We start from the raw sequence: 14,492 nt of genomic DNA, 5'->3' as shown, positions 1-14,492 counted from the left end.
GCTTGTCGCGCTACACAGTCGCAGATAGGCGCATATGTCGAGGAGGTGCTTGTTCCGACCCTGGAGTGATCCACGGAGGATTCCGATGGCCCGAAAGATGATCACCCTGCTGGCCGTCATCGTCATGCTGGGCGGCACAGCCGGCGCCGTCACCCCGCCGCCCGCCCTGAACCGGCAGGACAAGGTGTTCCTCGCCCGGGCCCACCAGGGCAACCTGGCCGAGATCGAGGCCGGCCGGGCCGCCCAGGAGAAGACGGTCGGCCAGGAGGTGCGCGAGAGCGGCGAGATCGTACGCGAACTGGGGATGAAGCTGGTCGTCGACCATGTCAAGCTCGACGCGGACCTGCGGAGGGTCGCCGGTCAGCTCGGCGTGGAGCTTCCCGACGGGCCCAGCGGAGAGCAGCGCAGGCAGCTCGACGAGGTGCTGGCGAAGAGCGGGGTGGAGTTCGACCAGGCATGGCTCGCCGCGCAGATCGCCGCACACCGTCAGACGCTGGCCGAGGGGAGGAGGGAGCTCCAGAAGGGGTCCTCCCCCGAGGTGAAGCAGCTCGCCGCGGACGCCGCGCCCGTCGTGCGGGAGCACCTGGACCTGCTGCTCAAGGCCCAGCGCGGTGAGTCGCCCAGCCCGGCCGTGACCGTGGTGCCGAGCCCGTCGGAGAGCTGACCCGCCGGGACCGGGGCATCCGCGCTCTCCTCGCCGACCGCCCGCAGCTTCGACCCGGACGCCGAACTCGCCACGCTCCCGGAAAGCATCCACGCTCTCCTCGCCGACCGCCCGCAGCTTCGGCGCCGCCGGAGCGGAGACCGCCCCGGGCCTCGTCCCGCCACGCGTCCGCGGCACATGGTGGCGGGACGGAAGCGGAGGCCGTACATTCGGCGGATGGATCCTCGTGACGGCGTGGTCGAGCTGTTCCACCGGGTGGCGGCCTCGGTGCCCGCCTACGGCGCGTTCCTCGCGGAGCACGGCGTGGCGGCCGAGCAGGTCAAGACCTACGAGGATTTCACGCGGCTGCCGCTCACCACCAAGGACACCTACACCCGCCGCTACCCGCTGCCCGAGCTGTGCCGGGACGGCAGGATCGGCGACATGATCGCGGTGTCGTCCGGGTCCACCGGCACCCCGTCGTTCTGGCCGCGCTCGGCCGCCGACGAGGAGGTCATCGCCGAGCGGTTCGAGCAGGTCTTCCGCGACGCCTTCCGCGCCGCCGAGCGCAGGACGCTCGCCGTCGTCTGCTTCGCGCTCGGCACCTGGGTGGGCGGGCTGTTCACCCTCGCCTGCTGCCGGCGCCTCGCCGCCAGGGGCTACCCGATCACCGCGATCGCCCCCGGCAGCGACCGGCGGGAGATCCTGCGGGTGATCCCGGAGCTGGCGCCGCACTTCGACCAGGTCGTGCTGCTCGGGTACCCGCCGTTCCTCAAGGACGTGATCGACACCGGGGTGGCCCAGGGGCTCCCCTGGTCCGACTACTCGATCAAGCTGGTCACCGCCGGGGAGGTGTTCAGCGAGGAGTGGCGCACGCTCGTCGCCGAGCGGACCGGGATGACCGACCCTGCCTGCGACACCGCCTCCCTCTACGGCACCGCCGACGCCGGGGTGCTCGGCAACGAGACCCCGCTCTCCGTCCGGATCCGCCGCTTCCTGGCCGGCGACCCCGAGACGGCCAGGGAGTTGTTCGGCGCCTCGCGCCTGCCGACCCTCGTCCAGTACGACCCGCGGGTGCGCTTCTTCGAGGAGCACGAGGGCACCCTGCTCTTCTCCGGCGACAACGGCATCCCGCTGATCCGCTACCACATCGCCGACGAGGGCGGCCTGATCCCCCACGACCGCATGCTCGCCTTCCTCGCCGAGCGCGGCTTCCACCTCGCCGAGACCGGCCCGGACCTGCCGTTCGCGTACGTCTTCGGCCGCAGCCACTTCACCGTCTCCTACTACGGCGCCAACGTCTACCCGGAGAACATCGCGGTCGGCCTGGAGCAGCCGGAGGTCAGCGCCCTGGTGACCGGCAAGTTCGTACTGGAGGTGACCGAGGACGAGGAGCGCGACCGGCACCTGGCGGTGACCGTCGAGCTCGCCCCCGGCCTGCGGGGCTCCGCCGAGACCGCCGGGACGATCGGCCGCTCGATCCTCGCCCAGCTCCGCCGTCTCAACAGCGAGTTCGCCAACTACGTGCCCCCGGCCAGGCAGCTCCCGATCGTCCGCCTCCGCGAGACGGGCGACCCCGACTACTTCCCGCCCGGCGCCAAGCACCGCTACACCCGGGCGTGACCACCCACCGTTCCGTCAGCGCGGCGGTTCGAAGGGGTTGACCACGGACACGCCCGTCCCCTCGAAGTCCTTGACGTTCCTGCTGACCAGTGTCCACCCGTTCACCCTGGCCGTCGCGGCGATCAGACCGTCCATCGCCGGAAGCGGGCGGACGGCGTTCAGCCGTCCCCACTCCTCCGCGACCTCTGAGGTGACGGGAACGATGCGATCGGCGAACTGCCGGTGAAGTCCGTGAAGCCAGCGTTCCAGAACCGTCGCCTGCGCGGGATCGCTGCGTCGGCGAAGCTCGACTCCGCAGCGGATCTCACCGACCGTCAGGCTGCTGAGGTAGAGAGTGTGCCCGTGAGCCCCGCCTATCCAGGCCCTGACGTGAGAGCTTCCGTTCCGCTTGCGAACCTCGGAGACCACGTTCGTGTCAAGCAGGTAGCCGACGCCCATCAGTCGAAATCCACCTCTCGGGGCAGGTCCCGGCTCCGGGGGAACTCGACATCGTCGTCCCAGTCGGGGTCGGCGAGAAGGAACCGCCCGAAATCTGGAGCGTCGCCCTTGAGACGGCGGTACTCGGCGATGTCGATGACCACGGCCACCTCCTCGCCGTGCCGGGTGACCACTTGAGGACCCTCACTGACCGCCCGCCGTACGACCTCGCTGAAGCGCTGCTTCGCTTCCTGAACCTGCCATCCGCCCACGAAGACCCCCTGTCCAGTCTGTCTAGATTGAGGGTAGGCCAATACAAGATCACATGCAGCGGCAGGCGTCATCCACCCGGTCGATGCCGATCTCCCACGTCACACCGGCCTCCCGGAAACCACAACCTCGGCTTGTCTCCGCCCCGGAGGACATCGCCGTTCCGTCAGCGGGCCGCATCCGGTCACCCCTGAACCTCTGTGACGATCCGGGCCCCGAACCGGCTCGCCGGGGCCGGGAAACGTCGGTGGGATCTTCTAGGCTGGCCGTATGGCACGAGCTAATGACGACGTCGCGGCCGCGTTGGAGGAGTACGCCGACCTGTTCGCCATGACGGGCGGCGACGCGTTCCGGGTGCGCAGCTACCAGAAGGCGGCCAAGGCCATCGCCGGGTTCCCGGACGACATCGCGGCGACGCCCGTGCGGAGCGTGCCGGGGGTGGGCGAGGCGATCGCCAAGAAAGTCGAGGAGTATCTCGAAAGGGGCAGTTTCCGGCAGCTCGACGACCTGCGGGGGAAGGTGCCCGAGGGGGTGCGGAGGTTGACCCGGGTCCCGTCCCTGGGTCCGAAGAAGGCCGTCTTCCTCTATCAGGAGCTCGGCATCGACTCCCCCGAGGCCCTGGTGAAGGCCATCGGCGAGGGGCGCCTGAAGGGGGTGCGGGGCTTCGGCGCCAAGACCGAGGAGAACCTGCTCAGGGGCGTCGAGCAGCTGGAGCGGAGCAGCGCCAGGGTGCACACCGGCGTGGCCATGGACCTGGCGGAGCGGATCATCGCCTCGCTGCCCGCCGAGCGGATCGCCTACGCCGGGTCGCTGCGCCGGATGAAGGAGACCATCGGCGACGTCGACATCCTCGCGGTGGGCCCCGAGTCGCTGATGGACGACTTCAAGGCGCAGCCGTACGTCGCGGAGGTCATCGCCTCCGGTGAGAAGAAGACCTCGGTCCGCACCACCCAGGGGGTCCAGGTCGACCTGCGGCTGATCCCCGCCGAGTCGTGGGGCGCCGGGATGCTCTACTTCACGGGCTCCAAGGAGCACAACGTGCACCTGCGGGAGATCACCGTGAAGAAGGGCTGGAAGCTGTCGGAGTACGGCCTGTTCGAGGGCGAGCGGGTGATCGCCGCCGCGAGCGAGGAGGACATCTACCGGGCCCTCGGCATGGAGTGGATCCCGCCGACCCTGCGCGAGGAGGGCGGCGAGATCGCCGCCGCGCTCAGGGGCGAGCTGCCCGTGCTGGTCACCCTGGAGGATCTCAGGGGCGACCTGCACACCCACACCGACCTGACCGACGGCATCGCCTCGCTGGAGGAGATGGTCGCCGCCGCGCACGCCCGGGGCTACTCCTACTACGCGGTGACCGACCACGCGCCCGACCTGACGATGCAGCGGATGACGCTGGACAAGGCCCTGGAGCAGCGTGAGTGGATCCGGCGGCTCCAGGAGAAGTATCCGGACATGCGGCTGCTGCACGGCACCGAGCTGAACATCGGCCCCGACGGCTCGGTCGACTGGCCGGAGGACGTGCTGGCGGGCTTCGACGTGTGCGTGGCCAGCGTCCACTCACACTTCACCCAGTCGCGCGAGGAGATGACCCGGCGGTTCGTCGCCGCCTGCGAGAACCCGCACGTGCACGTCATCGGCCACCCGACCACACGGCAGATCGGCAAGCGCCCCGGGGTGGACGCCGACTGGGACGAGGTGTTCCGCGCCGCCGCCCGCACCGGCACCGCGATGGAGATCGACTCTTTCCCGGGTCGTTCCGACCTCCCCTCCGACCTGGTACGGCTGGCCCGCCACCACGGTGTGAAGTTCTCCATCGACAGCGACGCCCACGCCGTTCCCCACCTCGGCAACCAGCGTTTCGGCGTCGGTATCGCCCAGCGCGGCTGGCTGACCGGCGACGACGTGATCAACACCTGGCCCCTGGAGCGGTTGCTGGACTTCCTCGGCCGCTGAGAGCGGCAGAGCCACGCCCCCTTCCCGTATTGCATTGTTTCTTGGTAGGAAATAGGTGTAAGAGGAGAGGGGGGCGTCACATGCCGCACGAAGACCTCACCCACGAGGCCGTCCACCGGCGCACCGGGGCGGTGCCCCGGCAGGCGTCCGCGCGGGACACGACGCGCACGCAGGCACCCGGAGCCGAGGAGGCGGCGGGCGGGCGACCTCCCACGACGGCCGGACAACCTCCCGCGGCGGGCGGGCGGACCGGGCCGGGGATCGTCAAACCGCTGCCACCGGAGCTGTTCGTCGTCCACGACACCAACGCCGAGATGCGCTGGGAGGCGATGCGCGACGTCGGGTTCCACGTGCCCAACGAGCGATTCTTCGTGCGCAACCACACCTCCACCCCGATCATCGACGCGACCGCCTGGCGGCTGCGGCTGCACGGCACGGGGCTGCGCAACCCCCGGAGCTTCGACTACGGGGAGCTGCTGGCGCTTCCGGCGGTGACGCGCGACGTGGCGATCGAGTGCGCGGGCAACGGGCGCAGCTTCTTCACCACCCAGCAGCACCAGGAGGTCTCCGGCACCCCGTGGCGGCTGGGCGGCATCGGGGTCGCCCGCTGGCGTGGGGTTCCGCTGGCCACGGTGCTCGACCTGGCCGGGCTCACCCCGGACGCCGTCGACGTCATGGCACGCGGGCTCGACCCGGGTTACGTCTCCGGCGGGGTCGACCTCGGCCCGGTGCGCCGGCCCATCCCGGTGGCCAAGGCTCTGCAGGACGTCATCCTCGCGTACGAGATGAACGGCCGGCCGCTCCCGCCCGACCACGGCCACCCGGTACGGCTGGTCGTCCCCTCCTGGATCGGCCTCGCCTCGATCAAGTGGGTCGGCGACATCGAGGTCTCCGCCTCGCCGCTGTTCTCGCCGTGGAACACGGAGCTCTACCGGATGTTCGGCGCCGCCCACCCGCCGCAGGGCGGCGCCCCGCTGACCGTCCGGGGCGTCAGGAGCGCCTTCGAGCTGCCGTGGAACGCCACGCTGGCCGCCGGGCGGGCGCACGTGCTGCACGGCCGGTCGTGGTCGGGCCACGGCCGGATCACCGCGGTGGAGGTGAGCGTGGACGGCGGCGTCACCTGGCGGCGGGCCCAGCTGCGCGGCCCGCACGTGGTACCGGCCTGGGCCCGCTGGCACGTCACCTGGAGCCCGCAGGAGACCGGACCGCGCACGCTGCTGGCGCGCGCCGTCGACGAGACCGGCGCGACCCAGCCGCAGCGCACCCCGCACAACGAGTTCGGCTACCTCTTCGACGCGGTCGTCCACCACCCCGTGACCGTCGTGAACCCGTGAGCCCCGGCGCGGATGCCGTGGCCCGCGGGCCCGCGCCTCACCGTGGGCAAGGTCCCGGAGGGCTCCGCCGGACGGACATGCTCACCGGCGGCAGCGGGAAGACTCCGGAAAGCGATGATCGGCTGGACCTCCGGACTTCGCCGGAAAGACGCCCGAGGTCGTACGGAGGAAACGAAGGGGAAACGTGCCGACGTGATGATGACCGCACGTGTTCTCCCGTTTTCCGTTAGGAGGCTCGACCGATGCGCCAGCTGACCGCGCTCGACGCGCAGTTCCTTCACGCCGAATCGGCGACCACCGCGGCGCACGTCGCCGGTCTGGCCATTCTCGACCCGGGCTGCGCCCCGGGAGGCACCGTCACACGCGAGGCCCTGGTCGAGCTGCTCCGCGAGCGGCTGCACCTCGCCCCGGCCCTCAGGCTGCGCCTGGCCACGGTGCCGTTCGGCCTCGACCGCCCGTACTGGGTGGAGGACACCGGCCTCGACGTCGCCGCCCACGTCCACGAGACGACACTCCCGGCGCCGGGTGACGAGGCCCGGCTCGCCGGGGAGATCGCCCGGATCCACGAGCGGCGCCTGGACCGCAGCCGGCCACTGTGGGAGATGCACCTGATCCGAGGCCTGAACGGCGGCCGGGTGGCCCTGTACGCCAAGGTCCACCACTGCGCCATCGACGGGGTGTCCGGGGCGGAGACGCTCGCCGCGCTGCTGGACCTGACGCCCGAGCCGCGCCCCGTGGAGCCGCCCGCGCCCGAACCGCCCCCCACCGCGCCCGGGCTGGCCGGCATGCTGGCCGGGGCGGTGTCGCGGTCGGTGACCCACCCGGTCAGCGCGCTGCGCTCACTGGCCCGGATGGCGGCCGACCTGGACGTGATCCCGGTGGCCGCGGCGCTGCCGGGCGCCCGGACGGTCGCCGCCGCCGCCCGGGTGCTCTCCGGGAAGGACCGGCCACTGCCGGAGCTGCCCTCGCTGTCGGTGCCGCGCACACCGTTCAACGGACCGATCGGCGCCGAACGGCGCTTCTCGTACGGGTCGATCCCGCTCGCCGACGTCAAGCGGGTCGCCCGCGCCTTCGAGGCCAGCGTCAACGACGTGGTCATGGCACTGTGCGCGTCGGCGCTGCGCGCGTGGCTGCGCGAGCGCGAGGCACTGCCGGAGAGGCCGCTGATCGCCGCGGTCCCGGTCGCGGTCCGCACGGCGAGCGCCCGGGACGTGGTCGGCAACCAGATCTCGGTCATGGTCGCCCCGCTCCCGACCGACCTGGGGTGCCCGCGGGAGCGCCTACGCGTGACCGCGCGGACGATGCGCACGGCCAAACGGCGCTTCGCCGGCTCGCCCGCCACCTGGCTGGGCGAGCTGTCGTCGGTGCTGCCCCCGGCCGTCACCGCGCTGGCGACGCCCGTGGTCTTCCGGCTGGCCTCGATCGTGATGCCGCCGGTCAACCTGATCGTCTCGAACGTGCCGGGACCGCAGTTCCCGCTGTACCTGTGCGGCGCGCGGGTGCTCGCCTACCACCCGATGTCGGTGCTGACCGACCTGAGCGGCGGGGTCAACATCACCTGCTTCTCCTACGACGGCTCGCTGGACTTCGGCATCCTGTCCTGCCCGAACCGGGTGGCGGACGTCTGGCGGCTCATGGGCCACCTGCGGGAGGCCATGGACGAGCTGCTGGAGCTGGTCGAGCCGGTACGCCCGGCAGGGCCCGTCGCGGCCCGGCCGCCGCGGGAGATGATCCCGGCCTGAGAGCCGGTCTGCGGACCGGCCGGTCCGGGAGGACGCGCCGGCCCGGAGCCCGGACCGCGGGCCCCGCCGGAGCGGAGGCTTTCAGCCGAGGGCGTGGGCGATCAGCTCGGCGACCGCGTCGGGGTCGATGTGGTGGCCGGTGAGCTGGCAGAGGTTCTCCTGGTAGAGCAGCACCGCGGCGAAGGTGACGGCGGCGACCTCCAGCCGGGCGGCGTCGCCGCGCGGGGTGGGCAGCGCCAGTTCCAGCGCGAACCGGGCCCGGCGGATGATCTCGCCGTTCAGCCGGCCGAGCCGGTCGCGTACCGAGCCGTGCGTGTCGGCCTCACGGAACAGGATGCGGCGCATCGCCGGGGAGGCGCTGAGCGGCAGGCGCCTGGCCAGCCGGGACAGGGTGCCCGCCGCGTCGCCCGGGACGGCCTCCACCTCGGGGGACTCCTCCACGAGGGTGCGCTCGTCGATCAGCGTGACCAGGACATCGATCTTCCTGGGGAAGTAGTGGAAGACGAGCCCCTTGGGCACGTCGGCCAGCCGGGCGATCTCCGCGGTGGGGGTGGCCTCGTACCCCACGCCGGCGAACAGTTCCTCGGCGGCGTCGAGGATGCGCGTACGCGCGTCGGCGTCGGAGGCGTCGCGCGCGCGATCGGACCCGCCGGAGCGGCCGGAGCGGCTGGATCGGCTGGATCCGCCGGAGCGGCCGGAGCGCTGTCGGAGGCTGCCCACAGGCAGACGATAGCCAGGGGCGGGCCCGGATTTCCATGCCGACGGGGCGACAGGGCCGTACGGGATCCCTCCTGCGGAGGGGCACCGGGCTCATCTGGCCCCGACGGACTCCAGGAGCATGGGGAGCGCCCGGCGCAGTTCCCGGTTCCAGTAGGTCATGTTGTGACGGCCCGGGTAGAAGTGGGGCTCGTAGGGGATGTCGAGCGACCGCAGGCGGCCGGTGAAGGCCGCGGCCGCCTTGCGAGCCAGTTCCTCGGTGATGTCGCCGAACAGTTCCCCGTCGCGCTTGCCCCCGTCGCCGGCGGCCACGTAGAGGCGGACCCCGCGCAGTCGCCCGGCCAGGTGGTAGGGGTTGTGCCGCTCCCACACCTCGCGGTCCTCGCGTGGGTCGCCCCAGAGGCGCTTCCAGTCGGTGCCGAAGCAGCCCGCGGTGGTGCCGAGCATGACCGCCACGTCGACGCCCGGCAGGAGAGTGTGCAGCGCCCCGCTGAAGGAGGCCGCCGCCTTGAAGCCGCCCGCCGCCGCGTAGAGCATCGCCCCCTGGCCGCCCATCGAGTATCCGGCGACGGCGCGCTCGCCGCCGGCGGCGTACCGGCTCTCCAGCAGGGGCAGCAGCTCCCGCAGGTGGTGGGTCGCCCACCGGGGCGGGCCGCCGTCTCCGCCGTTGTGCCAGTCGGAGTAGCTGCCGCACCTGCCGCCGTCGGGCATCACCACGATCACCGGGTCGTCCTCGGTGAGCTCGGCGACGTCGGACCTCGACCACGACCGGTAGTCGTCGAGGCCCCCGTGGAGCAGCCAGAGTGTCGGCCAGGTCCGCCCCGCCTCCCGGGACCAGCCTCTGGGCAGCAGCAGGCGCACCCTGGTGACGTCGCCGAGTGCGGCCGAGCGGAGGGTGAGGTCCATCCGGCGCTCGTCCAGCCGCTCCTCCTCGATCACCTCGATGCCGTCGGGAAGCCTGTCCTGCTTCCCGGGCCCGCCGGAGGCCTCGGGGGTGGCGGAGCGCCCGGCGGAGGGAGCGGCGGGCGGGTCGGCGACGGGACGGCGCTGGTTGGAGATGAGGGCGATCGAGGCGGCCACCACCAGCACGAACAGCCCGCCCGCGATCACGGCGGCGACGAGGCAACCGCGTAATCGTGAACTCTGTGCCATGGCAGCCTCCGACAGCCCTTATTGACACGGCGCACAATAATGTCCCGCATCCACCCTAAACGTCCGGCGAGCGCGCGGGTATCCGGGAACCGGGTGCGAGCGCGAGCTTCGCCGAGCCGGGTCTTCTCCCGCTCCACCTCGCCGGAGAAGCCCTTGCGCGCCGGGGCAGCGACTTCAAGTCCCCGACAACTTCCTCCAAGTGTTTCGCAAGATCGATCAAGATACTGGCAATCAATCGCACCAATGCCTATTGGTCATAGCCGTTTAGCCCCAAAGGAGGCGTCCGGGTCCCCCCGAGTGACGCGTTCACGCTGCCCATCCGCGCAGGAAAAACTCTTTCACGTCGGAAACCGGCTTCGTCCTTGTCCCAGACCCCGCATCCGGGGAAGGCGCGAACACACAGTCGACGGCCTGACACATCCCACAGGAACCGACCCATCACCCCGTCCAGGCTTCGCCACGCGGGTCCACCGGCTCTGTTTCCCCGCTCCCACGGGCACGCGAAGCACACGAAGAAGAGCTGAGCGCCCGGGCTTCAAGAAACCTGCAGCCCCGCCCGGATATCCCACGCTCCGGGACATGTCCCACCCGACGTTCGCGCGCCGTGCCCGGCGCGCGGCCTCAGCTTTCGGAGATTCATCCTTGAACCGGTTACTCAGTCGCACCTTCACACGGCGGGCAGCACTGCTCGTGCTCGCCGCAGTGGTCGGCTCCCTCGTCACGCCGAGGCCCGCCGCCGCCGAATCCGGGTCGGCAGCGCCCCAGGAAAAGGCGACAGCATTCGACGAGCCTCTTCCGAAATTCGTCGACCTCGGCAATCTCAACGACTTCGCGGGGGATGTCGGAGACATCAACAACAAAGGCCAGGTCGCCGCGGCGTTGCGTCCGTGGCCTGACGCAAGGGCGAGAGCCGTTCTGCTCTCCGCCGGGTCCGGCGGCGCGGGCACGCAGATCACGGATATCCAGTCGAGTCTCAGCGGCGACGTCCTCTTCAGCTCCGCCGGGGACGTCAACGACGACGGCACTGCCGTCGGCCGGTACACGTTCAGGAAATCCGACGGGTCCACCGGTCACGCGAACTTCGTCTACAAGGACGGCACGGCCACCCGTCTGGACCTGCAGTACTCGGTGATGGCCATCAACAACCGCGGGCAGATCATAAACTCCCGCGAGGTGCTCGACATCGACGGTTCCCTGCTCAAGCTCGAACCGTTCAAAGGTCAGCGGGTGGAGGCTTTTGCCATCAACGAAGCCGGTGAGGTCGTCGGCGGCGCCGACATGGACCCCAGCCCGACGGCCGTGGAGTTCGTCGCCTTCCGCACCAGGCCGGGTGAACCCATCGACGTCAAACGGGACCGACTGGACTTCCACGGCAGCACCGTCGCCTACGACATCAACGACAAGGGGCAGGTAGCCGGCTACGGGAACGACGACGTGAGCGACGGTTACGTCCCCATCATCTGGAACAAGGACGGCGTTCCCCGGAAGATCGGGACTCCACACGGCGGCGTCATGTATGCGATCAACAACGACGGTGTCGGCGCGGGGATAATGTTCGACTCCAATGGCTCCTACCGCGCCGCCGTCTACACGGAGAACGGCCCGTTCGACCTGAACGACGTGGTGCCGGAGGAAACGCGGAAAGGAATGACCCTGACGAAGAGTGTCGGGATCAACGACCTCGGCCAGATCGTCGGCATCGCCAAGGATCATGAGAACCACGCTCACGCCTTCTTGCTCGACCTGGGCATCAAGAAACCCGCCGTCTCCCTCTCCATCAAGACCCGGCGCTATCCCTCCGATGAGTGGCTCGACGTGTCACCGGGGACGGGCAGGACGATCGACGGCAACCAGGTCCGCCTCGACGTCGAGATCACCAACCCGAACGGCGACAAGACCCTCTCCAGGAAACTCCGGGTGGTCGAGCAGGTGTCCGGCAAACCTGTGCCCGGCGGGGAGATCGATGTGGTTCTCGCGCCAGGTAAGACCCTCAGAAAGCAGATGACATGGGACACCGAAGGCTACGCCTGGCACAAGGGCCAGGCGAGCTCGGACCGCGCCCTGGTCGCGCAGATTCTCACCGCCGACGGTTCCGTGGAGGTCACCAGTCGCACCGAACCCGTCGTCATCCTGCCGAAGCCCGTGGTGCTCGTGCACGGCTGGAAGAGCGACGCGGCGACGGCATGGGGGAACTACGGGCCCATTCTGAAGTCCGGTCACCCGGAGTTGAGGGGATTCGCGGTCGGTGACGGGCAGGTGCCCGGCACCCTCGACACCGGCACACTGTCAGACCCCGGCAAGCTCACCATGACGGTGTCGGGGAACGCCGAACAACTGGCGACATACATCGAGGGCGTGCGCGGACGGACGGGCGCGTTCCATGTCGACGCTCTCGCCCATTCCATGGGCGGGGTGATCACCCGGCAGTACGTCCAAGACAATATGCCGAACTCACCGGACGGCAAGCCGGTGGTGAGCCGGATGCTGCAGATGGGCACCCCGAACGAGGGAAGCCTCTACGCCGACCTCCTGGTGCTGGCACACGAGGTGAAAGGCCTCCAGCCGCCTTTCTTCCCGGCCACACTGGAGATAACTACGTCGCAAATGCGTAGTTTCAATAAACTAGTCACGAATCTCAGGGGTGTGAAGCCCTCCAACCTCGTGGGTGTGGGCTGGCCGGTGCTCTCCGCAGACGAGGAGGACGGCGTCTTCGAGGACGGTGACGGCATCGTCGCGGCGTCGAGTGCGCGATTCATATACATCGACGTCCCCACTACCGGCACCCCGCACCTCGGAATGACCGAATCGCCGGGAGACTTCCTCACCTATGTCAAGCCGCGGCTGGCGTCACTGCTGGCTTACGTCGGCAATCCGGACGGCGCGGAGCCGACCCTGAAGCGGGACGCCGCCGCGAAGCCGGGCAAGACCACTGCCGCAGCGGCAGCGGGCGACGGCGATGCCGCCGCGGAGGCCGCCACGGCTGCGGTGTCGGTGTTCGCGACGCCGTCGGCCGTGGTGGAGGCGGGCAAGACGGTGAGCGTGCCGGTGGAGGTGCCGGCGGGCACGCGGTTCGGGGTCACCGGGGTGCTGCCGCAGACGGTGGGGTTGCTGCTGCGCGACCCGTCGGGCAAGGCGGTCGCCTCGTACGCGGCCGGCGGCGATGCGGCCAGGCAGCCCGTCCAAGGGCTGAGCGTCACCGCCCCGCAGGCGGGGGCGTGGAAGCTGGAGGTCACCAACACCGGCACCGCGCCCGTCATGGCCGAGCTGGGCGCCTGGATCGCCGGAAGCACGGTAAGGGTGGCGGCCGCGGCTGAGGTGTCGGAGGACGGCCGGGTGGCGGTGACGGCCACGGTCACCGACGGCGGGCAGCCGGTCACCGGGGCGATGGTGAAGGCGATCCTGCGAGGGCAGGACGGTGCCCGGCACGAGCTGACGTTCAAGGATGACGGGGCCGCCGGGGACGGTGTCTATGCCGCGACGAGCGAGGCGCTGGCCGACGGCGTCTACAACCTCGTGGTCAAGGCGGAGACCGCCAAGTGGCTGCGGACCACGCTGGAGTCCGTGAAGGTGGCCAAGCCGGACCTGCGGGAGTTCGAGCTGAAGCTGTCGGCCGATCCGGGCGGGTCGGTGACCGCGTCGCCGGCGCTGGAGAAGTACCGGGCCGGGACGACGGTGACGCTGACCCCGGCCGCGGAGGCCGGGCGGATCCCGGCCGGGTGGGTCGTGGACGGGCAGGAGCGGCCGGCCGGGACGCTGCGGCTGGTCATGGACGGCCCGCATGAGGTGGTGGCCCGGTTCGGGTCCTACACCGTCACCGAGCTGGGCGGTGCGGCCGGCCGGTCGGCCGAGTTCACCAAGGCGGCCGCGCTGAACGACCGCGGGCAGGTGGCGGTCACGATCGAGGCGCCCGGGACGGCGGGGCGCCGGCATGCGATGCGCTGGCAGGACGGGACGTTCACCGAGCTGGGCGGCCTGGCCTGCACCGATCAGAACGGCCCCGCGTGTGATGCCCATGCCACCGGCATCAACGAGGCCGGGGAGGTCTCCGGTGCGGCCCACACGCAGGTGAACGGGGTCAACGAGGCGCACGCGGTCACCTGGCGCGCCGATGGCACGGTGCGTGATCTGCAGCCGGACTCCGGCCCGCCGCGCACCACCGGCTGGGCCTGGGATCTCAACGACAACGACCAGGTGTTCGGCACCCTGGGCGGCAAGCACGTGATGTGGGATCAGGGACCGGCGATCCAGCTGCCGGATGAGCCGGAGTTCGACTGGCGCCCGGGGTCGGCGGTCCTGTATCCGCGGATCAACGGCCGGGGCCAGGTGGCCGGGGGGTATGTGACCGATCGCGGCGTGGACGGCATTCCCGCCGGGTGGAACCCGGCCCTCTACCAAAACGGGACGGTCACCACGCTGGGGGATCCGGCCTGCCCGTTCACCGAGACGCAGCACCCGGCCGGGCACGCCTATGACGTCAACGCCGCCGGGGTGGTGGCCGGGGAGCTGATGTGCCGGGCCAACCGCGACGCTTCGCACGCGTATGTGTGGCGGGAGGGCCGGCCGACGGATCTGGGGGTGGGCCGGGCGACCGCGGTCAGCGACGCCGGGCTGGTGGCCGGGCTGACCGCGGAGGCCTCGCCG

General features: G+C 70.8%; 10 protein-coding genes. 6 read left to right on the top strand and 4 right to left on the bottom strand.

Annotation, left to right across the window (positions count from 1 at the left end; genetic code table 11):
- Positions 1–85: 85 nt before the first annotated feature.
- Both ABD841_RS32855 and ABD841_RS32850 read left to right on the top strand, forming a co-directional pair.
- Positions 86–664 carry a DUF4142 domain-containing protein gene (locus ABD841_RS32855; RefSeq protein WP_344979916.1) on the top strand — a complete coding sequence of 193 codons (579 nt, stop codon included), beginning with the start codon at positions 86–88 and terminating at the stop codon, positions 662–664.
- 216 nt (positions 665–880) lie between these two features.
- Positions 881–2,266: a phenylacetate--CoA ligase family protein gene (locus ABD841_RS32850; protein ID WP_344979914.1), complete on the top strand. Its 1,386-nt coding sequence runs from the start codon at positions 881–883 to the stop codon at positions 2,264–2,266.
- Between the two features lie 15 nt (positions 2,267–2,281).
- Here ABD841_RS32850 and ABD841_RS32845 read toward each other — a convergent pair whose 3' ends face one another.
- Both ABD841_RS32845 and ABD841_RS32840 read right to left on the bottom strand, forming a co-directional pair.
- A complete protein-coding gene (locus tag ABD841_RS32845; protein WP_344979912.1) occupies positions 2,282–2,704 on the bottom strand; it encodes a type II toxin-antitoxin system VapC family toxin in 423 nt (140 codons plus the stop codon).
- Positions 2,704–2,955, bottom strand: coding sequence for a type II toxin-antitoxin system Phd/YefM family antitoxin (locus ABD841_RS32840; RefSeq protein ID WP_344979910.1), 252 nt, complete (start codon positions 2,953–2,955; stop codon positions 2,704–2,706). The genes ABD841_RS32845 and ABD841_RS32840 overlap by 1 nt, the downstream gene beginning before the upstream one ends.
- Positions 2,956–3,223: 268 nt before the next feature.
- On the opposite strand from ABD841_RS32840, the gene polX reads away from it, so the two are divergent.
- From polX to ABD841_RS32825, 3 genes are all read left to right on the top strand, one after another.
- Positions 3,224–4,906, top strand: coding sequence for a DNA polymerase/3'-5' exonuclease PolX (polX, locus tag ABD841_RS32835; RefSeq protein WP_344979908.1), 1,683 nt, complete (start codon positions 3,224–3,226; stop codon positions 4,904–4,906).
- 80 nt (positions 4,907–4,986) lie between these two features.
- Positions 4,987–6,240 carry a sulfite oxidase gene (locus tag ABD841_RS32830; protein WP_344979906.1) on the top strand — a complete coding sequence of 418 codons (1,254 nt, stop codon included), beginning with the start codon at positions 4,987–4,989 and terminating at the stop codon, positions 6,238–6,240.
- Positions 6,241–6,482: 242 nt separating this feature from the next.
- Positions 6,483–7,982, top strand: coding sequence for a WS/DGAT/MGAT family O-acyltransferase (locus ABD841_RS32825; RefSeq protein ID WP_344979904.1), 1,500 nt, complete (start codon positions 6,483–6,485; stop codon positions 7,980–7,982).
- An 81-nt stretch (positions 7,983–8,063) separates the two neighbouring features.
- Here the strand turns inward: ABD841_RS32825 and ABD841_RS32820 are convergent, their stop codons facing one another.
- Together ABD841_RS32820 and ABD841_RS32815 are read right to left on the bottom strand one after the other, a co-directional pair.
- Positions 8,064–8,702, bottom strand: coding sequence for a TetR/AcrR family transcriptional regulator (locus ABD841_RS32820; RefSeq protein ID WP_344979902.1), 639 nt, complete (start codon positions 8,700–8,702; stop codon positions 8,064–8,066).
- A 90-nt stretch (positions 8,703–8,792) separates the two neighbouring features.
- Positions 8,793–9,851: an alpha/beta hydrolase gene (locus ABD841_RS32815; RefSeq protein ID WP_344979900.1), complete on the bottom strand. Its 1,059-nt coding sequence runs from the start codon at positions 9,849–9,851 to the stop codon at positions 8,793–8,795.
- A 690-nt stretch (positions 9,852–10,541) separates the two neighbouring features.
- On the opposite strand from ABD841_RS32815, the gene ABD841_RS32810 reads away from it, so the two are divergent.
- A partial coding sequence (locus ABD841_RS32810) for a DUF7379 domain-containing protein (protein WP_425582078.1) occupies positions 10,542–14,492 on the top strand: 3,951 nt, incomplete at its 3' end.

This window comes from Streptosporangium fragile, assembly GCF_039534445.1.
Taxonomy (GTDB): Bacteria; Actinomycetota; Actinomycetes; order Streptosporangiales; family Streptosporangiaceae; genus Streptosporangium; species Streptosporangium fragile.
Note: the sequence above shows the minus strand (reverse complement) of the source record. Positions and strands in the feature narration are given on the sequence as shown.

Bases quoted from the DNA above. Each gene is read 5' to 3' on its own strand.
- ABD841_RS32855 (WP_344979916.1), top strand. From the start codon at position 86: ATGGCCCGAAAGATGATCACCCTGCTGGCCGTCATCGTCATGCTGGGC.
- ABD841_RS32850 (WP_344979914.1), top strand. From the start codon at position 881: ATGGATCCTCGTGACGGCGTGGTCGAGCTGTTCCACCGGGTGGCGGCC.
- ABD841_RS32845 (WP_344979912.1), bottom strand. From the start codon at position 2,704: ATGGGCGTCGGCTACCTGCTTGACACGAACGTGGTCTCCGAGGTTCGC.
- polX (WP_344979908.1), top strand. From the start codon at position 3,224: ATGGCACGAGCTAATGACGACGTCGCGGCCGCGTTGGAGGAGTACGCC.
- ABD841_RS32830 (WP_344979906.1), top strand. From the start codon at position 4,987: ATGCCGCACGAAGACCTCACCCACGAGGCCGTCCACCGGCGCACCGGG.
- ABD841_RS32825 (WP_344979904.1), top strand. From the start codon at position 6,483: ATGCGCCAGCTGACCGCGCTCGACGCGCAGTTCCTTCACGCCGAATCG.
- ABD841_RS32815 (WP_344979900.1), bottom strand. From the start codon at position 9,851: ATGGCACAGAGTTCACGATTACGCGGTTGCCTCGTCGCCGCCGTGATC.